General features: G+C 34.5%; 22 protein-coding genes. All 22 read right to left on the bottom strand.

The genetic code is table 11. The annotated features are described in order from the left end of the window. Nucleotides 1-26 precede the first annotated feature (26 nt). Entirely contained in the window at nt 27-1,100 is a 1,074-nt protein-coding gene (locus Q0948_RS11220) for a glycosyltransferase (protein WP_298352480.1), read from the bottom strand. Further along, nucleotides 1,100-2,209, bottom strand: coding sequence for a glycosyltransferase (locus tag Q0948_RS11215; protein WP_298352477.1), 1,110 nt, complete (start codon nt 2,207-2,209; stop codon nt 1,100-1,102). Before Q0948_RS11215 ends, Q0948_RS11220 begins: the two co-directional genes overlap by 1 nt. Then, nucleotides 2,209-2,754: a serine O-acetyltransferase gene (locus Q0948_RS11210; protein ID WP_035328067.1), complete on the bottom strand. Its 546-nt coding sequence runs from the start codon at nt 2,752-2,754 to the stop codon at nt 2,209-2,211. The genes Q0948_RS11215 and Q0948_RS11210 overlap by 1 nt, the downstream gene beginning before the upstream one ends. Beyond that, nucleotides 2,754-3,746, bottom strand: a complete 993-nt coding sequence (locus tag Q0948_RS11205; RefSeq protein ID WP_298352470.1) for a glycosyltransferase family 2 protein — start codon at nt 3,744-3,746, stop codon at nt 2,754-2,756. The genes Q0948_RS11210 and Q0948_RS11205 overlap by 1 nt, the downstream gene beginning before the upstream one ends. 1 nt (nt 3,747) lies before the next feature. Then, entirely contained in the window at nt 3,748-4,779 is a 1,032-nt protein-coding gene (locus Q0948_RS11200) for an exostosin family protein (RefSeq protein WP_298352467.1), read from the bottom strand. Continuing rightward, nucleotides 4,776-6,242 (bottom strand): glycosyltransferase family 2 protein, encoded by a 1,467-nt coding sequence (locus tag Q0948_RS11195; protein WP_298352464.1) that lies wholly within the window; start codon nt 6,240-6,242, stop codon nt 4,776-4,778. Before Q0948_RS11195 ends, Q0948_RS11200 begins: the two co-directional genes overlap by 4 nt. After that, nucleotides 6,239-7,381: a glycosyltransferase family 4 protein gene (locus Q0948_RS11190; protein ID WP_298352461.1), complete on the bottom strand. Its 1,143-nt coding sequence runs from the start codon at nt 7,379-7,381 to the stop codon at nt 6,239-6,241. Before Q0948_RS11190 ends, Q0948_RS11195 begins: the two co-directional genes overlap by 4 nt. Beyond that, the gene (locus tag Q0948_RS11185) at nt 7,381-8,781 is read right to left on the bottom strand and encodes a UDP-glycosyltransferase (protein ID WP_298352458.1); all 1,401 of its coding nucleotides are present in this window, start codon (nt 8,779-8,781) and stop codon (nt 7,381-7,383) included. Before Q0948_RS11185 ends, Q0948_RS11190 begins: the two co-directional genes overlap by 1 nt. Before the next feature lie 2 nt (nt 8,782-8,783). Continuing rightward, nucleotides 8,784-9,659, bottom strand: coding sequence for an N-acetylneuraminate synthase family protein (locus tag Q0948_RS11180; RefSeq protein WP_298352455.1), 876 nt, complete (start codon nt 9,657-9,659; stop codon nt 8,784-8,786). After that, nucleotides 9,652-10,815 (bottom strand): acylneuraminate cytidylyltransferase, encoded by a 1,164-nt coding sequence (locus Q0948_RS11175; RefSeq protein WP_298352452.1) that lies wholly within the window; start codon nt 10,813-10,815, stop codon nt 9,652-9,654. Before Q0948_RS11175 ends, Q0948_RS11180 begins: the two co-directional genes overlap by 8 nt. Nucleotides 10,816-10,904: 89 nt before the next feature. Continuing rightward, entirely contained in the window at nt 10,905-12,035 is a 1,131-nt protein-coding gene (locus Q0948_RS11170; protein ID WP_298352449.1) for a hypothetical protein, read from the bottom strand. Continuing rightward, a complete protein-coding gene (locus tag Q0948_RS11165) occupies nt 12,032-13,126 on the bottom strand; it encodes a glycosyltransferase (protein WP_298352446.1) in 1,095 nt (364 codons plus the stop codon). Before Q0948_RS11165 ends, Q0948_RS11170 begins: the two co-directional genes overlap by 4 nt. Nucleotides 13,127-13,149: 23 nt before the next feature. Continuing rightward, nucleotides 13,150-14,097 carry a glycosyltransferase family 2 protein gene (locus tag Q0948_RS11160; RefSeq protein ID WP_298352443.1) on the bottom strand — a complete coding sequence of 316 codons (948 nt, stop codon included), beginning with the start codon at nt 14,095-14,097 and terminating at the stop codon, nt 13,150-13,152. Further along, nucleotides 14,094-15,161: a galactosyltransferase-related protein gene (locus tag Q0948_RS11155; RefSeq protein ID WP_298352438.1), complete on the bottom strand. Its 1,068-nt coding sequence runs from the start codon at nt 15,159-15,161 to the stop codon at nt 14,094-14,096. Before Q0948_RS11155 ends, Q0948_RS11160 begins: the two co-directional genes overlap by 4 nt. Before the next feature lie 41 nt (nt 15,162-15,202). Beyond that, on the bottom strand, nt 15,203-16,288 hold the full coding sequence (locus tag Q0948_RS11150) for a glycoside hydrolase family 99-like domain-containing protein (protein ID WP_298352435.1): 1,086 nt from the start codon (nt 16,286-16,288) through the stop codon (nt 15,203-15,205). Further along, nucleotides 16,272-17,108: a glycosyltransferase gene (locus Q0948_RS11145; RefSeq protein ID WP_298352556.1), complete on the bottom strand. Its 837-nt coding sequence runs from the start codon at nt 17,106-17,108 to the stop codon at nt 16,272-16,274. The genes Q0948_RS11150 and Q0948_RS11145 overlap by 17 nt, the downstream gene beginning before the upstream one ends. Nucleotides 17,109-17,208: 100 nt before the next feature. Then, the gene (locus tag Q0948_RS11140; protein WP_298352433.1) at nt 17,209-17,988 is read right to left on the bottom strand and encodes a glycosyltransferase; all 780 of its coding nucleotides are present in this window, start codon (nt 17,986-17,988) and stop codon (nt 17,209-17,211) included. Between the two features lie 3 nt (nt 17,989-17,991). Then, nucleotides 17,992-18,852, bottom strand: a complete 861-nt coding sequence (locus tag Q0948_RS11135) for a glycosyltransferase family A protein (RefSeq protein ID WP_298352430.1) — start codon at nt 18,850-18,852, stop codon at nt 17,992-17,994. Next, complete coding sequence (locus Q0948_RS11130; protein WP_298352427.1) at nt 18,852-19,631, bottom strand: glycosyltransferase family 2 protein; 780 nt, start codon at nt 19,629-19,631, stop codon at nt 18,852-18,854. The genes Q0948_RS11135 and Q0948_RS11130 overlap by 1 nt, the downstream gene beginning before the upstream one ends. Before the next feature lie 22 nt (nt 19,632-19,653). After that, nucleotides 19,654-20,592 carry a glycosyltransferase family 2 protein gene (locus Q0948_RS11125; RefSeq protein ID WP_298352424.1) on the bottom strand — a complete coding sequence of 313 codons (939 nt, stop codon included), beginning with the start codon at nt 20,590-20,592 and terminating at the stop codon, nt 19,654-19,656. Nucleotides 20,593-20,601: 9 nt separating this feature from the next. Further along, entirely contained in the window at nt 20,602-21,486 is an 885-nt protein-coding gene (locus Q0948_RS11120; RefSeq protein WP_298352421.1) for an FkbM family methyltransferase, read from the bottom strand. Nucleotides 21,487-21,488: 2 nt separating this feature from the next. Then, on the bottom strand, nt 21,489-22,736 hold the full coding sequence (locus Q0948_RS11115) for an ABC transporter ATP-binding protein (RefSeq protein ID WP_298352419.1): 1,248 nt from the start codon (nt 22,734-22,736) through the stop codon (nt 21,489-21,491). Nucleotide 22,737 lies beyond the last annotated feature (1 nt).

Here is a 22,737-nt window from a genome sequence, read left to right as displayed (position 1 = left end):
TTTTATTTTGAGAAATACTCACCACCCTAAGATATTAAATCATTATAAATGGGCATTAACTTTTCTATAAAAGCGTCTTTGCTATAGGTTGTACTTACGCTTTCGCGAAAGCGGTCTCCCATTACCCCTCGTATATTATCTTTGTTTGTGATTAATTGAGTAAGCACATCAGGAAGCTCTTCAATAACGTTATCAATAACAAATCCATCTTGACCTACTACCTCAGCACATTGCCCAACGTTTGTTACTACAACCGGCAAACCACAATTTGCATACTCAAGTAGAGATACCGGCAGCCCTTCTGATAAGGAAGTTAAAACCCCAATAGTGCTTTGGTTAAGTATGTGACTTATATCTTGACAGCTTCCGTACAAAAAAACACTATTAGATAGGTTATTTGTAATAATACTATCCATCACAGATTTTGAATAATCGTCATTAAAAGACTTCCCCACAAGATGAAGCGTCCAATCTGGACACTGCAATTGTGTTTTTGCAAAAGCATCAATAAGCGCTAAATGATTTTTTTGAGGGCGTAAATTTGCTAGACACACTATGCGCTTCCCTGCTTCCCCATTAAGTAACGTCTTTTTAGATTGATTAACCGTTACAGTAGCAAAATTTTGTAAAAAGTGTACTTTATTAATCTTAAGCATTTCCTTAGACCATATGGCAAGCTTAGGATTTACAACTATCGCTGTATTTATATAAGGTCCTAGTAGCTTGAGTAAATAGGATTTTCTATTTTCTAAAGAGTCACTCATTCCATAATGATCGTGCCAGATTACCTTAATATTATTATTATAAATTTTTGCAAAAACTGCAAGATGTATTGAGGTAGAATGTGCGTGAATTATATTTATTTGTTTTCTCTTTAACCATTTAAAAAATCGAAAAAAAGCAATTACGTCTAGGGACGCTTTTTTATTTAAAATAAAAAGGCCCTCTTTAACAAACAGTTCATTTTCTAGCAATCCGCCTCGTCTTGTGGCACATATATATGATTCTACACCATCCTGAGATAAAGCATTTGCAATATTTACTGCCATACGCTCTGCCCCTCCTGCGTCTAGTGAGTCTATAAGTTGTAATACCCTCATTAAAGCAATTCTTTTATCTGAGCTGTAAATGTGTCCATCGTATATTGCCTAGACCATTGTGTGGCAGCATTACTCATTTTATGTAAAGATGCACTATCTTCTAGCTGTTTGATTAGTTGAGTAGTGTTTATTTTATCTGGATCTTCAACAAGTATTCCTCTGCTGCCATTATCTAGCATCCAAGGAACACAAGAAACTTGAGTAACTATAGGAATTGCTCCCCAAAACATACCCTCTGCAATAACCTTAGGCCAGCCTTCACTTTTTGATAATAGTATGACAAGATCAGATCTTTTGTAAGCTTCTTTTACTGTGTTTGCCTGTTGGTTTCCTCTCAAAATGACGTAATCAAGGAGACCATTTTCCTTCCTATACCATTTAATATCTTCCATTTGTGGACCATCGCCAAACATCTCAAGCACTATATCAAGACCAGCTTTACGTAACTTGTTTATAAGCTGTACCGTTTCAAATGGTCGTTTATTACTTCCCATTGTACCTACAAAAATTGCTCTTAAAGGTTTATCAAAATTTCTCTTTTTAAAAGAGTCTATCTCTTCTAGGTAATAACTTGCTGTAAAAAAAGGGGTGATATTACTGGTACTATTTTCCCACTCTCCATACACTAGTACTTGTATATTTTTAGTAAGTGTGGTACTCGATAAAATCTTTTTTTGAAGTCTGTAAGCGAGTGGTTGTTTTGACAAAGGGTCCCAATTTCCAGCATACTTGGCAGTTTTCTTCTTATTAGGGAACAGAACTTGTACCATACAAGCAAGTAAGCACAGGTTACCCGGAGCCCGCAAGTGTATGTGATCTGCCTTACACATAGCACTCCATAAAACGATGGCTTGATACGGCAATGTAAGTATAGATATAAGTGCGACAAAAAAGCTGTTAAATTCTAGTCTTCGGAGACTTTTAATATTGATGTCCTGTCTATCAAATGGAGCAGTGAGTAGTGCTCTTTTATAACTAGTGGGACATACAAAGGTTACTTGATCTACAGAATCAAGCCAAATATTCATCTCTTTTACATAAGGGGCATACCCTTCATATATTCCGTTTTTATCTAAGATAGGAGCGTCAGAAATAACTAAAAAATCCATTATATGTAATCTTTAGAATCTTTAGCACTTACCATCTTTGCGGGTACTCCCAATACTGTAGTACCTTCTTTAACATCTGTAATTACTAAGGAGTTTGCTCCTATAACAGCCCCATCACCTACATTTATTCCTCCTGCGATAACAGCTCCAGCAGCCATATAAACACGATTACCTATTGTAGGAACACCGCGGTGTGCTCCTCGTCCACTCACACCTATGGTTACTCCTTGCGAGATATTACAATGCTTCCCTATTACGGTTTCTGGACTAATAATTATACCTGAGTAGTGACCTATATATAAGCCTTCACCTATTGTTGCTGCATAGGGTAATGTTATCCCTGTAATCACTTCAATCCATTTCTGAAAAAAAACACCAACAACCAGTAAGGGTGCTTTTACAATCTTGGGCATTGTAGATCTATAAATGGCATTAAAGAAACGATATACAAACAAAGCCCACAATCCTTGCTGTGTTAACACCAGTAATAATGCACTGCTCTTACTGTACTCTTTATAACGTTGTATGTCCTTTTTATAACGCATTATCTAGGTTTGCTTAAAAGTAAGCTAAAAAGACCAACAGTGCGACCCAGAGCTTCTGTTAATGCTTCTTTACGGCTAGAAGTAGTAACCACATTTACAAAACGAATAAGTGTCAAAACACTACTTATCGCATACCATTTTATAATATTAATAAATCCAGGCTTAGGGTGCATCACTCTCCACACATACCAGCCATTACGTGTTACCATTTTACCATAATGATATTGATTAGGCCTTCCAGAAGCGTCGTGATGATGCGCAAGGTTTGCGCCTGTATGTACATATAGCTGTCCTAGTTTTGAAATTCTGAATGTATAATCTGCATCCTCATAAAGACCGTAACCTTCAAAATATTCAGAGAATTTATTCTTTTTTAAAACCTCTAGAGGAAAGCTGGAGACTCCTCCCATAAGCTGTTTTACTTCATAAATTTTTCCAGTAGGAGGCAAGAAACTAACAGACCTGCCGTGACCATATTTCGGTAGGACGCCTGGTGGAGTATTTGCATCTAGACCTAACTTTCTTCTTAATTTAAAACGCGCTCCCTCTTTCCTTCTATACCCATCATAATAGAAGTGATGTATATCTCTTGGGTTTAATGTTTCTGCACGCTCCCACTGCACTTCGTTATTAATGTAACCTCCTACACCATAAGCATTAGGATATGCTTGATACACGTCAAGTATTTTCTCAAAATATGTAGGTTCAAGCACTGTATCATCATCTAGAAAGCACACCACATCCATCGTATTACTTACTCGATCTATTCCGTAATTCCGCTGTTTAGTAAGACCTCTTTGTGCGTCTAAAACTTTGTAGTAGACGAGGTTTTTTATTCCGCTTTCGCGAAAGCGTACTTCTGTCTCATCATTAACACTTCCATCTATAATGAGGATCTCATCTGGGTAAACCGTTTGGGTTTTTACAGAATCTAGTAGCGTGGTAAGCGCTACTGGGCGCATATAGGTGCAAATTATTAGAGAGAATTTCAAATTATATAATACGTTTTAAAGAATGATATAAATTGCAAAAAAAACGATCTCTCACCAAATAATCTACATATAATTTACGATTAGACTTTTGCAAGGTTGCAAAAGAAACTTGATCATATTTTTTATGAAAAGCCAGTAGCGCTTCCTCTATATTATCTTCTACATTTAATTTACAAATATGTTGCTCCCAATTTATGACACCTTCAAGTGGCAAGTGGCAATCTGTATCTATTAAAACTGGGATACGACCACAGGCTAGGGCTTCATAAAATCTTACAGAAAAATTACCTGCCCCTCTTAGGCAAAAGGTATAAGGAGCGCCGTTTAAATTTTCAAAAAATTCTTTTGAAGTTTTCTGTCTTTCGGCTTTAGATCTGGCACCTGCTCTGTATTTTGATCGATATATAAAACTGGTCTCTACACGATCAAATTTTTCTAATTTCTTCAGATATTTATAACGTTGCAAAGCAGCATAAAAGACATTTTGGAAATCTGTTTCATCTTTAAGAAAAGCTCTTAACAAATTTCTTTTTATTACGGACATTATAACACGGGATCGCTCTAGATAATTTTTTGAAGCAAATCCAGTAAAAGAAATTTGAGGTGAACTTGTATAATTTATTACTTCTCCAGAGACCTCGTCTCGACCTATAGGATCATCTATAAATGCTGGTATAATTACAGTCTGCTTGTCGTTATGACTTTTAAATCCTGCATTACGCCATACAATTACATTATCATCATTAAAGGTTTTACCATAGTCTCCACCAGAGTAGACCATTATTTTTTTTTCAAATTTTAAGGCGGTATTGTATAAATCTCTGTAATGCTTTTTATAACCTCTTTTATTTATGAAATGATAGTTTATAGGAAATAGAAAAACATCAGCACTTTCAGGGGTATCTACTAGACTGTAAAGCCCTAAGACATCTTTATGAGTCTTCTCAAAATAGTACAAATCAAATATTAAGGGATGCGCTATCCCTCTATTATCTGGAGTGAGAAGTGAGTTATCTGTATATATTTTAATCATAACCTAGACGCCCATTTTTCACTTTGTACCCAGGCTTTTTTAAATCTCGCTAAGTGAGACAGAGGGTTCTTAGTTTTAAAAAATCCAAATGTTTTAAAGAATTGAACAACCTTATAACCCCTTACTTGCTCTAAGGTGTAATTTTTCTTCCTGAGATACATTATTTGAGGAGATGGCTTTGGGGTTAAGGCTTCTGTGCTCCAAGGAAACTTGTGCGGACTTCTAAAACCACCTGTAGGAGCCTTGAGGTGTAGTATCTGTATGCTAGGTGCATATATTACATCCTTACCCATATTACGTACCTGCATTCCATAATCCACATCTTCGCCATATCCATTTTCAAAAGCCATATCAAAGGAACATTTACTGTATATATCCCTATGTACAATAGAGCATCCCGACCCAAAAGATTCCCATTGTTTATAAGCTTTCATTATCTCCTTTTCACCCTTTTGTAAACAAGCAAACGTAATACAAGTTGCTTTGGTTCTATTTATAAATAAAGTTACCTCATCAATAAACGTTGACTCAACACGTACATCATCATCAAAAAATAATAACCAAGGAGCTGTAGCTAGTGACACTGCTATATTTCTTGCTCTACAAGCTCCCGCAGTGTCTAGTAATTTATGAACTATAGTAAAATTCCATTTTTCATCATTTATGTAATAAAGTTTTGATTCTTTATCCTCACTAGGATTTTGCTCAATTATAATGACTTGAGATGGAGGATTTGGTTGTTTATTTAAATCTTCTAAGACGTCCTCAAGGTATTCCTCCCTCCCTATCGTAGGTATAATGACATCGTATTTAAGAGGTGCATAATCTTTACAAGAATCTACCTCTTGCAAAGACTCCATATCTAAGGGTATTGAACGGTTTTTATAAAATTGCGCTTTCGCGAAAGCGTACAAAGGCATTTTTTTATCATAGTACAAATGGCACAACAGCAAGTGTAGCGTCCATCTTCTTTTATAATGCTGTTTTACAAAACGATACAAAAGTTCATTGCTAAAAGAGGCTACATCATTAAAAATGGGAATTTGATAATTGAGTACTCCAAGTGGCATTGTAAGCTTTCCTAGAGAATTTATCCAGTACAAATAATTGTCACTTGGCTTAATCTGATTTGCAACCTGATTAATTAAAGATGCGTGAATAAGCAAAGCGGTGGTTCCCTTTTTCCAGGTTGGATACACCACCCTATTATTTGTAGGTATAAATGGTTTATCCTCTACATAACCAAAATCTGAATTAAGTGCATTATATGATGAGACGTAATGATTTTTGGACTTGAAAGATATTGCTTGCTCTAAAAAACGTTCAATATCGCAACCAGACTTATATATTATAAGAAACTTATCAGGATTATTTTTGGCAATTGTGTAGATACAAGCGACAATAGCATCGCCCTTTCCTTCATCACTCTTAACCTTACTACCATCGTGTTCTATAAAAATCATAGGCTTATGACTTTATTATAAAATGAAATATTAGTCTGAGCAATGTGATTTATATCAAATCGTTCTTCTATAGTTTCTCTTGCCGCTTCTGTAATTTTAATTCTAAGAGCATCATTTTCAAACACTGTACTTATAGTGTCCACGTAAGCATCAATATCATCTGGATGATGCATAAAACCATCCTTACCGTGTTCTATAAGGTCTTGTGCCCACCCTATACTAGTATTAACTACCACCTTTTGCAAAGCCATAGATTCAATAGTAACCATACCAAGTGTTTCTGCAAGAGAAGGAAAAATGCATATATGTGCTTTTTGTATCTCTTCTTTAGCTTGGTCATAAGGTACTTTACCTAAATATGTAATCGCCTCTCTAGCTGCAGGGCTCATACGTTCTTGCATAAGCTCCCAAGTAGAAGCACTACCGGTTTGTACATCATAACTATCTGCTCCTATAAAAAAAAGCTTTGCTTTGGGATGCGCAACTATAATTTTATTAAACATCTCTATCAATTGGAACACCCCTTTCTTTCTAATAAGTGTCCCTATATTAAGTAAACGTTTCGATGTAAATACCTCTGGAGAACTGTTATTAAAATTTTCAAGATTAAGACCGTGACATATAACTTTCACATTAGAATACTGTAGTTTAAAAAGCTCAATACTTTTTTTTCCTGCAAAATGCGTAGGTGCTATAAATGCCTTTGCTTTTCTTACCGCTTGCTTTTCAAAAAAAGCATTTTTCCATTTTTGTGGTCTTCCCTCAATATGACAGAAATACGTATCACTTCCGTGAAAACGTATTACAAGTGGTTTTCTTAAGCTCATAAAGGCAGTGATGCCTGTCCAATCTGGAGCCTCGATAATATCGACATCACTACTATGCTTATTTATATACTGCTCTATATGCTTTCTATAAAAGTAGAAGCCTCCTATCTTATAATGCTTTTTGGCAATCAAATGGAAGGTTATCCCATCTTCGATAAAAGTGTCCGTTTTATGTTGATTATAAACAAATAAGCTGACTTTATGACCCATTTTACAAAAAGCCATAACGAGGTTTTTGATACTCGTACCCATCCCTCCAGAATTACCTAATTCTGGATGTGGATATTCTGGAGTTATAAAGGCTATATGCATTAATCAAGAATTTGATTTACACCCTCCCAAATACGTTCACTTGCCTTCTCTGGCCATTCTGGTTTATTTACAATTCCAAACCATTTTTTTGTAACAGGCACTGGATTAAGACTACCATTAAGTAAGCCTTTAATTCCATCATAAATTTCTTCTTTATTCATTGCCCAGGTTACACTTGTATTATAATCTGGCATAGAACGAAAGTGGACGTATTTATAGTTCTGCCCTATGTCACGTATTCCTTTTTTAAGTTGTGGCTGCTCATAATTGGGGTAAATAGTAGGCTTATCGTGCGCCACAAAGTCAAACACCATACTTGAGCATATATTTACCACAAGTTCGCAGTGATGACAAGTATTTACTAATAAAGCAAAATCTTCTTTGGTAGGCATTACTTGATTCCATTGACTCCCCATAGGTTTCCATAAAGGATCTATAGGTGTTATGACATCACTATAGTTAGCCAAAACCTCATCATATCTACCCGAAAAGTCAATAGGGACCTTTCTATATACAATAGCTACATCTTCACCTTCTTCTCTCAACTTGCGCACAGCAATTGCCGTGTCTTCTAGATAAAATTGATCCAGTGGTGACGTGGTTTGATCATCCCCAGAGAAGCAAATATATCGTGTCTCTTCGCTAAGGTTGTGCTCTAGACAAAATTGCTTTCGCGAAAGCAATAAATTCTTATCATAATGAGGCTCAAATTGTGGAGTCCCTGTTACAAATATCTGTTCTTCTCTCGTTTTTGGGTAATACTGTAAGAGCTGCTCCTTCATAAGTTCAGACCATACAAAATAGTAATCTGTTTCTACCGTAGTCATTCCCTTAGGCAGGTTATCCCAACTGTATATCCAGCACGCCGTTTTTATCCCAAGATCCTGCGCTGCTAGTATAGGTGCAATGGCCTGTGTAGCCCGCTGTGTGGTGCAAAAAACAATATCTGGACGGTGTTCTTCTAGTTGTGCTTTAAGCTCCTGGTAGCGAACAGTAGATCGTTCGGCAGCTTGCATTTGGTTCATTATGCGTTGCCATCCCTTTGGTGTGGCACTATATGTTTCGTGATACTTTACAAAAGCACTTTTTAAGGCTTTCTTTAAACTATTCCACTGCAATGGAAAACGATAAGTAGGATAGACATTATCCTTTTCACGCTTTCGCGAAAGCGCAAGTTCTACCCTTTTTCTTGCGTGACTAAGTGCAGGCGTTTTAGGGTGAATCCTTGTGTTTTCAATCACCACTTCTTTATAACCCAGTTCCTTTTCTAACGAAAATATGGTGTTATTCCAGTATGTGATGTCAAACCCTTGCGCCTCTCCTACTTCTTTGAACTTAGTAAAAGCAAAGTTGCGCAAGCCTACACCATCTGGAAAAAGAATGAAAACTTTTTTACCCATTATTATGCTTTACGATACTTAAGCTTATCGCGTTGTACTTGCTCAATAGGCAAGATATCTGTCGCTTTATAGTCTAATGCTTGATATACTGCTCTCAAGTCTCTCGCAAGCTTACGCATACCTGCTGGCTCTAGTGAGGCACTGTGATCTGTACCCTTCCAAGTACGGTCTAGTGTATAATGGCGTTCTACTATATTTGCTCCTAGGGTATAAGCAGCAACATCTACAGCAATACCTAGATGGTGACCAGAAAACCCAATGTGTTTTACACGATCGCCATACTTCTCTATGAGTGTTTTAATATCCAGCAAACAAACATCTGGAAATGGTACTGGATATCCAGACGTACAGTTATAAAGCACTAGGTCTTTACCTCTGTTATGCTTTTCAAAAAACTGTACTAGTTCCTCTATCTCATCTCTAGTAGTCATTCCAGTAGAGCAGTGAATCTCCCCTTTGTAATTCTCACACAACCACCCTAGCATTTCATAGTGATTATTACAAGCACTTGGTATTTTTATAAACTCTGGATGAAGCCCTGCTATTTCCTTTGCACTCGTAGTATCCCAAACCGAAGTTGCATAGGTAATGCCTAACTCCTCACAAAAAGCCTTAAGCTCTGCGTGCTGATTTACATCAAATTCTAAAAACTCCCTGTGTGCCCCATACGTATCTCCATATGAATTTATAGGGTTAGGGTGTGGAGCTTCATATTGCTCCTTAGTGAGCAGTTCTATATTGTGTCGCTTCTGAAATTTTACAGCGTCTACCTTACAAAAGATAGCAGCTACTTTTATCATTTCTTTTGCTATCTCCATATCACCTTTGTGGTTACCACCTATCTCTGCAATGGTGTACGGAGCTTTATAATTACTCATATCTATTGTTATATTTTATAATAAAGTCACAGGCCTCACGTATCGCTCCCTCTGCGCTATTATTTTGTAGTATTACGTCTGCGTGGTTTTTGATAGGCATTGTTGCATTAGCCGGAGTAAATGACCATCCTGCCGCACAAATATTTGCCATATCATTTACATCATCACCTATGTAAGCAATATTTGAAAAGGAGAGTTCTCTATCAGTTACGATTCTAGAAAGCAGACTATATTTATCTTTTACGCCCATAAAGACGTCATTAATTTTAAGCTTCTTCATTCTAGAAGCCACAATCTGCGAGTCTTCAGAGGTCATTACCATTACCTCAACGTTGTACTGTCTCAATATCTCTAGTCCCATACCATCACGCATATCAAACTTTTTCATAAGCTCGCCCTCTGCACCATAATAAATACAACCATCTGTAAAAACGCCGTCTACATCGAGTATAAGATGCGTGATACGATTACTTTGTTTCTTAGTTTTTAAACGAGCAGCTAGTAACTCTTCTACTATTTTCCAGTCTGTGAGGCTATCTATCTCTGTGAGGCTATCTTCAGGCATTTGCACTGTTGCAATGTTACCGCTTATTCTGTTTTTGCTTTCGCGAAAAGCGCTACTTGTCGTCACATAACACGCTCCATTTTCTACAAGTAAACCTTCAAAATCTTGTCTACGTGGGCGATTAAAAACGTCATAATTTTTTGGTGTACCGTCTTCATACCAAGTAAAACGATGCGTATTTACAACCGTAAGTGCCGAATCATAATTTGCTCCCGATTGCACTTTATCTAAGCAAGCATTTATATCAAATGAAGTAGTAAAAGGAGAGGTTGCTTGCAGTAAGCATAATATATCAAAAGGCTCTTCTAAACGATTTACAAACTCTAGCATTCCCATCTCTGTAGAGGCCGCATCTGTAGCGCTTTCTTCACTACGTTTTACGGTCTTTACCTTGTCTGTCCAGTGGTATTCCTTATGAACAAAAGTGATGATATCTTCATCATCTGTAAAAATATAAATTGTATCTAATTGAGATGCAATTGCCTCACCAAGCGCCCAGCAAAATAAAGGACGGCCTAGCAGCTTCTTTTTATTTTTACCTGGTATGCCCTTCGAGCCTTTGCGCAAGGGGATAAATCCAATGGATTTCATTTGTTTAAATTTTGGTGAATTTATAAAAATATTAAATACCAGTGCGCCCTTTAGTGTATTTTATCGGTAAAAAAAGTCAGATAATCGATTTAAGAGCCTATTCTCGATATAACTCTTTTTGCTATTAATTTAAAGGCTTTCCAGTATTGTAAAGTAGTTATTTTGTTCTCTTTTAACCAACTATCTAAAAACTCTCGCTCGTGAATGGATACTTTGTTTGATATGAGTTTGGCTATATAATTGTCAATTTTACTATGATAAATATTTAAATCGAAAACTTTATCAAATCTAGATAAAGAATCATACAGCTCTAATGTTGCTGCCGTACGAAGACATTTATCACAAGATGTGCAGTTTTGCACGTTCATTTTCTTAGCAAGTATGGAATTTGTACAAATATCTAGGTAAGCATTAGCAACATCGTAATGTTGAATATAAGAAATGCGCTCTAAGCGGGTTTTTGTTTGCAGTGTAGAATGTGTATTAAAATAAGAGGTAAATAATAGTGGTAATAAAAAATTATCAAAATTACTTGTATCACCAGGTTTGAAATTACTTTGAGATACAGCATATGCAGATGCATAATGATAGTTATTTATCAGGCCTAGTGTTGCTAGACTACAAGAAATATTTAAAAAACTGTGAGCAGATTCAAATGAGCCACGTATGAAACTATGCGCATTAGTCTTGACTTTTACCAAAGGTAAACCAATTGTAGTGGCAGCTCTTTCGCTGTTATTCAACCTATACTCATAATTTTCCTTAGCATAATTACCATTATAAATACCGTGTGAACCAGCATCAAAAAAAGTTAGATAATCTAAGCCTATAGCATTGTCAAAAAAATATTTTACAGTTGCCAAACTGTCTACCCCACAAGACAGTCCCGTTGCATTGACTTGTTTATTAAGAGCAATAGTATTTTCTGTAACATCTGGTATAACTTTGAGAGTTATAGCTATCTTATTGACTTGACAAAGTCTCGGTATTAAGACATCATTTAACTGCTTACAGAGTACGTCATCCATAGTACCTTGAACCACTATGTCTTCTTGTTTTTCTAATAAAAGTGGTATAAGCGCTACTACAAATGCATCGTACACTAATGAAATATTAGAATTAATATGCGATAATGTAAAATAAATAGAATTGCCGTCTAGTAGGCATTCTAATTTAGAATAATCTTTTTCCTGTTGTAAAGAAATGTCAGATAAAATCATACAGCTAAAGAATTATAAATAGCTAACACCTTTGCCTGGATTTCATTTCTTTCATAGGCTTTTTTAATCTCTTTATTTTCCGTTAATATAGATGATGGGTTTGATAACAGCGCCATTTCTATACTATTAGCAATTGCATTTACATCTTCTGGATTACTTATAATAAATCCATTTATTGTATCCTTAATAATTTCTTCGGTGGCACCTCCGGGATTAGACTGGATAGGTATACAGTCACAAAAAATAGATTCTAACAGTGTATTAGGAAGACCATCACTTATACTATTACCTATATAAAACTTAGATTGAAGCATTAAATCTATGACCTCTGAGTTACTTACTTTCCCAAATACTTTAACCTCATAATCTCTTCCAGTATTCCTATTAAGATATTCAGTAACCTTCTTAGAAGCTCCAAATATTATGATAGATATGCCAGTATGTTTTCTGGCAATGACATCTAATGCTTTTAATACATTAATACATCTTCCAAGTGCATCCTCATAACCTTTTACTATAAAAGAAGAATTTTTTACATAATATTTATCTATATGAGATTCAAAACCTCCACCTCCAGGCACAACGCCTAAAAATCTTCCAGAAAAGCCACCATTTTTTGCTATATGGTAGTCTCTTAAACAATCTGTAAAAAGGTAATCAACTCTTGCGAGCACAGCAGGCACCTCCTTGTGATAATTGGGTTTATTTTCCTTGTAAAATAAGTCACTTCCCCAGCTAGAATATATCCATTTTATGTTTACTTCCTTATTCATAATATGTAATATGGGTAAACAAGAAGTATATAATGCAAAGCTGTGTACAACATCTGGCTTTATGTCTTGTAACGCTTTCGCGAAAGCGGTCTCAACTTTAGTGTCAAGTTTATCGCTCAGGTAGTTATAAATTTTTGGGAAATATTTTTTTATTGTTGTCCTTCCTCTTTTTATTAAAAAACCCTTTTTCCAGCCTGTTATTTGGGTCATCCAAGACATTGATGGTGCATACCCTTGGTCTAAAATATCAAACCAATACACCTCGTGATCACTATCCCGGAGTTGGTCAGACCAACGACGAAAATGTATAGAATTCATTGATACTAGTAAGATCCTCATTGTTATACTATAGATTTTTTTAAGGAGTAAATGTATCTCTTAAATAATATCAAGGATAGATTTGACTTAAGTATTTGTAACATTAAAAAAGCTCCTCTTAAAAACTTTTTATCTCTATTGTAAGATGTTACTAGTGCCAATTGATGGTGCTCTAAACTATTTTTAAACAATGCTTCATTAGGTTTTAGAGCTTCCAAATGCATTAAGCTTTTAATAATTTCTAAATTTTGAATAGCCACATTAGTATTATCCTCTCTCATACGTGCAGACACACCTATAGTACTTCTATAAACAGCCGTAACCTCTGCTAGTTTAAATGCTGCAGTATTTGTTAAAGACATAACTAGCAAATACGATGGCCAGTCGCCATAAGGAAATTTATGAAAAAACTGTGGTAATTCTAGAACACGATACACATTGAGAAACACTGCAGTAGGTGCTATAATTTTATTTTCTAGAGAAAGCTCACTTAACGCAATAGGCCCAGTATATTTATCTATATCTATTTTATTTATTTTATCATCTATAGATTTAAAACAACTTGTACCTACTACACTAAACTCTTTATTCTTTTCTAAAAAGTCAACTTGAAGTTGAAGTTTATTATTATTAATCCAGTAGTCATCACCATCACAAATTGCAACGTATTTGCCTCTGAGCCGCTTTGAAGTTTTTACAAAGTTACCCATCAAGCCTAGATTCTTTTCCTGCTTAATAAAAGTGATATTACTATTTATAGCGGCTAAACTTTCACAAATTTGTGGAGTTTTATCGCTACTTGAATCATCACTTATAATGATGTCAAATGGAAAATTAGTTTTCTGAGAAAGAATACTCTCTATAGTTTGAAGGATATAAGGTTCTTGATTATAACAAAGTACAAAAACACTTACGGTAGGTTCTTGGTCTCTAAGTAAATTTAGCTTTTCAAAATACATAGGCATTTTCATCTATAATGTACTTCAAGTGTGATGACATTACTTTCAGACATTTTATACTGATAAAAAGAATCTCTAGCTTTAGAAACTACCCATTCTAAGATAATGTTATTTGCTTCTTTAATCGTTATAAAATTCAAAGTTTTACCTCTGGCTTTTCTCTTTATTTTCTTAATAAAGTCGTGTCTTTCTGGATGCTCTCTTACTGTTAATAAAACTCTCTTCCCTACACAGTTTTCTATATAATACAAGGCAGATTTTACTTGATCTCGAGTTGTAAGAACATTGATTTTGACCTCCTCTACATTAAGGTCATATGAATCAGGAATTATGCCTGTGCCAGATGAATTATTTACCTTTACAACACTTCCTTTTTGTACTCTGTTTAGGTATTGACCATTTATTAATTCTAAAGTTTCAGCAAAAGGATAGTTACTCTTGAAACTTCGATACATTTTAGGGTGCCATTGATGCTTGAAGTAAAGAGTGTTTTCTACGAACTCTACTGTAACACCTGCTCTTTGCAGTCTTATATGTACATCTGTATCCTCCCCTCCCCATCCGTGATAAAATTCATCAAAACCACCTATAGACTTGAGTTTTACCGTTGGAAAAATCGAAATTCCGGTTGCTTCGTGAGTTGAGATACCCTTAACGATATATTTATGAAATGAAACTTCTCTTTTACTTTCGCTCTCGGTTAGGAAACCCACGGGAAAATAAAGGACTTTTGAACTGTGTAAATATGAGTGTACTTCTTCCAAAAAATCAGGATGCCACAGCATATCTATATCACTTACCATAAAGTATTGAGAAGAACAGTCTTTTAGTACTGAATTTATAATTCTAGACTTGTTCCAAAGCTGTCCTTGTGTTTGATATAAGATAATTTGGAGTTTAGAAAATTTCGCACAGACATTTTTCAGTTCCTTTTGATAACCTACTGGGCTTCCATAATCTACCAGAATTAGCTTAACATTTTCTTCGATCTGACTGTAAACAGAGCTTATAGACTTTACAACAAGTTGTAAATCTCTATTCCTGTTGGGTAAGACTACGGTTAAAAGATCTTGCATTCTATTTTAAATATTTATGGCTTTATTGTAGGTAAATTAGATTATTTCAGTGCTTTATATGTCTCTTCTAGATACTGTTTACCCCACTTTTGACAAGGCTCTAAGTGATTTCCTTCAGCCCACTCATTCCAAGCATTTATAAATAGATAATTTTCTGGCATTTTTTGCCAAGGATAATTTAAAACGATATGCTTTAACCATTTTGCATATTTCTGCGGAGTTGAATTATGTAAAGCAAAATAATTCTTTTTTCGTCTAGCGGTATTATCCCACATAGGAGTTATTCCAGGATAGACCTTCGATTTAAACTCAGTATTTATCTGTAAATCAACAAACTGTTCATAATCATAAAATAACTCATAACGATTATCTATAGTCCATTTAAATTTACGTAGTAATGCGGTAGTATACCTCTTAAACAGATTATTTTTAATACTGGAAGGTCTATTACTAAAATTAGGCTGAAAGTCATAAGAAAAATCAAACCCTCCTACTCCAAGAAGCGACTGGTTTTTTTCTCCTAGCGCGTACCCCAAATAGATATCAGAAAAACCTGCCGCCTTAACCTCCTCTCGCCATATCGCTATTGTTTTTTTAATATCAGGAAACAAGTTAGGTCGGTATATAACAAATACTGGTTTTCCATTAGATTTTATGTAGCGATCATCTTTAAAGTATCTTATCAATTCCCTAATATGTAGTAAATCATCTTCGTGCGAATACTTTTGCTCTAAAAGAATATTCTTTTCCCCACCGTCCCAAACTCTTGTCCAGTTCTCATTTGCCCAACATAACATAAAAGGAAAATCTTCCTTAATATTTTTAAGTTTACGCTCTAATGGTGTTTCTAGTATACGTTTTCCATTAAACCAATAGTGATAATAACAAAATCCGAATATTCCATTAGCACGAGCCAGATCCTCTTGCGCAATCCTTGCCTCCTCAAGTCTTAAGTCATAAAAACCAAGATCTGCTGGTAAATGAGGTTGATAATGTCCATCAAAAAAAGGCTTTGCTTTAGAAACATTAGTCCATTCGGTAAAACCATTACCCCACCATTCATTATTTTCTTTAATGGGGTGAAATTGCGGTAAATGAATAGCGATTGCTTTAATTTCCTTTGACATTCTTGTACTTACTTATAATTTTACGGTATAACCGCTTAGGGTATTTAATCAAAAGCGGCTCTCTACCTCTTCTTAAAATTTCTCGCCTTTTTTTTAATAAAACTCTTGCGTATTCAGGCTGTTTGTTATTCTTAAAAAACTCTTCTAAAAGTCGTATGGCTTGCAAAAAGCCATTCTTCATTTTAAAATAGTCTTGTGTCATTGAGTAAGGATGGATTCTATACTCTGCTAGTATCTCCCTGTTAAAACTAACCTTTTGAGAATAATAAAAATACTTCACCCAAAACACCCAGTCTTCGTGATTATCAAGAGACTCATCAAAATTTAATGCATTATCTAATAGAATATCATTTCTAAATAACGCAGTATGGCAAGGTATTGACAACTTAGACTCCCAGTTGAGTATAACACTATTAACCAAATTATTAGGGGATACAAAAGGTGTTAAATATCTATGGACTACATCTTGATTTGTCTCATTATCAAATGGCCTGTAATCACAAATACAGATATCTGTATTATTTAAATTTACAAGTTGCTTCTCAAACTTAGTAGGCATAAGCAAGTCATCAGAATCTAACAATTGAATGTAAGTGCCCTGAGCAAGTTTAAGTCCGTAGTTGCGTGCACTGCTTAACCCGCCGTTATCTTTTTTAAAATATTTAAATCTATCATCTTTAATCACCCATTTATGGGCTACAGCGGCAGTCTCATCTGTACTACCATCATCAATGATTAAGCACTCCCAACTTTTCTCTGTTTGAAGAAAAACAGAATCAAGTGTTTCATCAAGAAACATTGCTTGATTGTAAGAAGGTATTATGATTGATATTTTAATAATTTGTATTTAAAAATTATACTATTTTCTATTGAAAAGACATAGGAAAAATATACAGAACTACTGAAGATTATTTATATATCTAAAACTTTTTTGGTTTATTAAAGCAAAACTTTATAGTATAAACAAAGCGCCTTAGGGCATACCATAAATCAACAACTAGGGCTTTTTTAAGCCTCCATCCAGTAGCAATAAAACCTTTACCAGCAGAAAGGATACTTACATCTTTATGCCAAAGCTGATAATTGCCTACTAAATCATTCTTCCACCTAAAAAATTGCTGCTTTTTTGTTCTGCGTATTTCATAACTAAAGATAGCAGGTGCAAACTCAATATCAAACCCTGCATTAACCACTCTTTTTGTCCACTCCTTATCTTCGAATGTAGCGACATCTTCTCTAAATGGATACTTCTCCCAAACTTTTTTACTAAAAGCAGAACCCGAGAATATTAACCCTGATTTATTAGGGTCAGTATTTGCACTTATTTTGTTTATGTAATTTCTATAATCATTTGGGCTATGCAAGCAACGTACACCAGCCAGGTTATTATTTGATTCAAATCTATCCTTTATTGTTTTAAAAAAATCGTGACTCACGGGATATGAATGCGCACTAAATATTACGACTATAGAAAATTGAGCTTTACTAGCAGCAAAGTTTGCACTACCACCATAACTAAACTCTTTTATAGTTTCAAAGCGTGCATTATATCTAGCGGTTATCTCCTTACTTCTATCTGTAGATAAATTATCTACTACTATGATTTCAGAAATATCTTCACTGTATCGCTGTGTCAGGTTTTTTAATAAAAACTCCAGTGCTACTTCTTGATTTTTATTACGTATAACAACAGATATCATAAGCTATTTATTTTTTGATTTATTTAATTTGGCAATAAATCTAAAAGGCTTTGTTACAGCTTTTCCTATTCTATATTCAAGAGATTTTTTTAAATTATCCTCACTAGCTTTATGCTTTTTAATTAAATAAAAAACATAATCCATAGTGGTATCAAACTTATTTATATAAACCTCAGGGTGCTTTTTGTAAATATATTTTGTTACTGATTCTAGATGATTTGCAACTGTATTGGTTAACATTGACGCTGCAGCTTTACGATAGTAAAAAAGGAACTCTGGGACAATTTTAAATTCTGCTCCATCCTTTAAAATAGAAATCCAAAAATCCCAATCTTCAAAGCCATCTTTCATACTTTCATCATAGCCTCCTACCCGGTTCCAAGATTCCTTTCTATATAAAGATGTTGCCATTATCATATTTTCATATAATAAAGCATCTATTGTTGTACCAGTGGGTTTTCTTGTATTTACAACATTATCAATAGTATTTCTAAAAAAAATACTATAACAAGAAACTACTTCTACAGCGTCATTATTTTCTATTACTGGTAAGAGCTTTTGTAAATAGTCTGAATGTATCAAATCATCTGCATCTAGTGGAAGGATAAAATCTCCACGACTTATCGCTATACCTGCATTACGAGCGCTAGATAAACCACCATTAGTTTTTTTTATATACTTAAACCTTGCATCTTTTGCACACCACTTTTGAGCTACTTCTTCTGTATTATCTGGGCTACCATCATTTACTATAATACACTCCCAAGCGTCAAAAATCTGATTTAAAACAGATTGCAAGCTGTCATTTAAAAAATGAGCCTGGTTATAACAAGGTACTATTATAGAAACTTCAGGGCTATTCATTAAAATTTGTTTAGAAACTTAAGCTTCACTAGTAAACTTATAATCCTTGATTTTTTTAAACTATTAAGTGTTTTTCTCATATGTAAGGTATCATTAACATCTTGATAAAATGCTGTATACTCTTTACTTAAAACTTCAGTACGCTCATTACTTTTTAAGTCATAATTTTTTGGGTCAGAACTCATTCCTCCTATGTAGAATGTAGTTATAGTTTCGGATACTTTTTTGTAAGATAACTGATATCTACATATGGCATCTATAAAAAATTTCCAGTCTGATACTATCTTAAAATCTTCTCTGTAGGTTCCCGCTTTCGCGAAAGCGGTCTTCTTTATAAAAGTAGCTGGGTGAGGTAATGTATCCTCTACAAAATAAGAAAATGACAAACGACTAGGATAGCTCTTTGTAAAGTCACGTGAGCCTTCTACCACGTGAAGCTTAAAATAAATTATATGCTCTCCTGATAAATGGGTTAAAGCGCGTTGTAAGGACTGCTCATTTATAAAATGATCACCTGCATTAAGGAATAGCAAGTACTCGCCTGAAGCTTGCTCAATCCCTTTATTCATAGCATTATAAACACCTTTATCGGGTTCACTCACCCAGTATGAGAAACTATCCTGATGTTTTTTTATATACTCAACACTTGCATCTGTAGATCCTCCATCAATGATGATATGCTCAAATTCTTGAGAAGTCTGAGTATGCACGCTCTGAACGGTTTTTTTAAGACCGTTCAGATCATTGTAATTAACTGTGATAATGGAGAGTTTGGGCATTTTAATTTAATAATAAGGTAATTCAATTATAAAATCTTGGAAACAAGCGCTTTCTTAACCTAATAATTGGAAAATACTTTATGGCTAGTATAGATAACATTAATCGTGGGTTTTTGAAAATAAAAGCTATCCAATACCGAGTATAAACTACCACTGTCTTTTTCTGTTCGAATTTATGGAACCACTGCCAGTTTAATAGCGTATCTATCTTATCCTTTTTAATTTTATTTTTTAAGGACCAACTCACAAGTGATTCAAAAAGCTTAGGATTATACTCTTTATATATTTCACTCTTGGTAAAAACATTTTCTGTATGAATTCCTCTTTTTGAAACTGGCTCTTCTATATTGCTTGGGTACAAATTGCACACAAGCGCCATTTTAAAGATAATATCTGAATCTTGAGTTACTCTTAGCGTTTCATTAAAATAGCCACTTTTGTCGAATACGGATTTCTTTACAGTGAGACCATTTAAATGTAAGTACCCATATTTACTTGACACAATACCATCAAACAGTTCCTCTGGTTTCAATCTCTTAGAAAGAGTGTTAGCTTTGAAGTGTATTTTTTCAGAATCTAGTGGTTCTCTATAGAAATGAAACCCAACTGCATTATAAACCCCATCGACATTACTATCGTTAAATACGTGCTCATCACCTTTGAAACGATCTTCGAGATAAAAATCGTCTGCGTCTAAAAAAGCAATATAGTCTTGTGTAGCTTTATGTATTCCTAGATTTCTTGTGGCGCCACGACCCTTGTTTATTCCATCCTTGTGTTGATACACTTTTAAAATATGTGTAGAGGCCTGTAACTCACTAACTATCTGCAAGGTACTATCTGTACTACCATCATCTATTACAATCACTTCTCCAACTTGTGACTGATCAAGAGCCGATTGGATTGTTTTTTTTATAAAACGTTCTACGTTGTAGGCTGGTATTATAACTGAAATGAGCATCTCAAAAATTTATTTGCTATTTACACCATAGATGATTCCTGCATTAGGACCTAGACTTCTTGAGAAAACCTGAAATTTGTTTTCTTTAAGTACTTTTTCAATAAAATGAGGACCTTTATCGTGCCACTCTAACATAATTATATCAATGTCCTTTAATAGACCTGTGTGATTTAAATCTTCTATGATTTCATATTCAGCTCCTTCACAATCCATCTTTATAACAATACTACCTAAAGAGTGACGCTCTACAATAGGCCTCAACTGTTTAGATGCATTTTCTATTTGGACCTTTCTTGTTTCATTGTTTTTTAAGTTAAACATCGTCTTGCTTAGTAAACCTCTTACTCCCGTATTACCTTTAAAATGCTTATTGTAAATAAAAGTTTCTTCTCTAGTAGAATTCCCTAAACCTATGTTTTTTATACTACTTAATTTTTCTGAGGGGTTCATCTCAAAATTCATAAGAGCCTGCTTATAGGTGTCTAAAACTGGTTCAAATGAATAAACATTTTTCACATTTTCAAGAGTTGAGAAGAATAGTGAACTAATTCCAATATTTGCTCCTATATCGATTACCGTAGCATCACAAAGAGTACTAAAATTATAGTCATTTGTTAGAAAAACTTCATCTATAATAAAAAACTCCTCTATGGTTTCTACATAAATTTTTAAGTCCAAAAATTGCACTATAAGACCCTTATCTTGAGCCTCTAGTTTAAAATTATCATACCTTGAGTTTAAACGCTCAATATAGGATTTAGCCCCAAAGAAAAGGTTGAGATTATTTTTTATCTCATAAATTTGATGGTTCTCCCAAAGCTCCTCTCTAGTTCTTTTTCTTTCTATTCTATACCCCAGACGGTTAATAGACTTATAAATATATTTTTTCAGCATAGTTATATTGAGTCTATTCTACTTATTGAAACATTAGGTATAATTTGTGACTTTACAGTTGTGGTGTTAATACTATCACTATTTACATCTACAATTTGAAATGGTAAGGTGTTTTCTACCCATAACAGTACGTTCTTAACCTTATCATATACATAAGCGATTATAGTATACTCTCCCATTACTAAGCGAGGGTTTTCTATTTGTATTGTAAACTTATTTGTACCTGGATATAAAATCATAGGGTTACAATTAACATCCATCCTATAATGAAGGACAAATTCTTCTAACTTGTTTACAACTGCGATATCTATGTAGGCATTTTTAGAAGTTGATAATAAAGAATTTGCACATAAATCAATAGTAAAGTTTTCGTCAAAATGGTAAACACTTTTTTGATGTAGCTTGATATCAAAATTAGGATCTAAGGCTTTTATCTCTGAGCTTCTTTTGCTTAGACTCAAATACTTCTCTACCCCTATTATAGCTGGATCACCATCATTATTTACTATTTTACCCTTATCTAAAATGAGTACTCGATTACAGAGGTTTTGTACAGCGGCCATATTGTGACTAACAAAAAGAACCGTTCTACCTCCAGACTGAGATATATCCTGCATCTTACCTATGGCCTTCTTTTGAAACTCTGCATCACCTACTGCTAGTACCTCATCAATCACAAGAATATCGGGTTCTAAAAAGGCAGCTACTGCAAAGCCTAGTCGCACACGCATACCACTAGAGTACCTCTTTACGGGTGTATCTATATACATTTTGCAACCAGAAAAATCTACTATCTCATCTATTTTACTGCTTATCTCAACTTTTGTCATTCCCAGTATAGCACCATTAAGGTATATGTTTTCTCTACCTGTAAGCTCGGGATGCATTCCAGTTCCTACTTCTAGCAAACTGGCAATTCTACCTCTTGTTTTAATAGAGCCTGTTGTGGGGCTTGTTACTCGTGACAATATCTTAAGCAAGGTCGACTTACCTGCTCCATTTTTACCAATGATTCCTAATATTTCTCCACGCTTAACTTCAAAGTTAATATCTTTAAGTGCCCACACATAATCAGACTTAGATTGTAGAGCCCTATCATTTTCTGCACCTATCTTCAGATAGGGATCTTTTTTTCCTCTTATTTTATGCCACAATCTATTAATGTCGTGGCTTAACGTCCCAGTCCCTACAAGACCCAATCTGTATTGTTTAGAAATATTTGAAGCTTTTAGAATAATATGATCCTCCATA

The sequence above is a fragment of the uncultured Dokdonia sp. genome (assembly GCF_947496725.1).
Lineage (GTDB): Bacteria > Bacteroidota > Bacteroidia > Flavobacteriales > Flavobacteriaceae > Dokdonia.
This window is presented reverse-complemented; position numbering and strand designations above follow the sequence as displayed.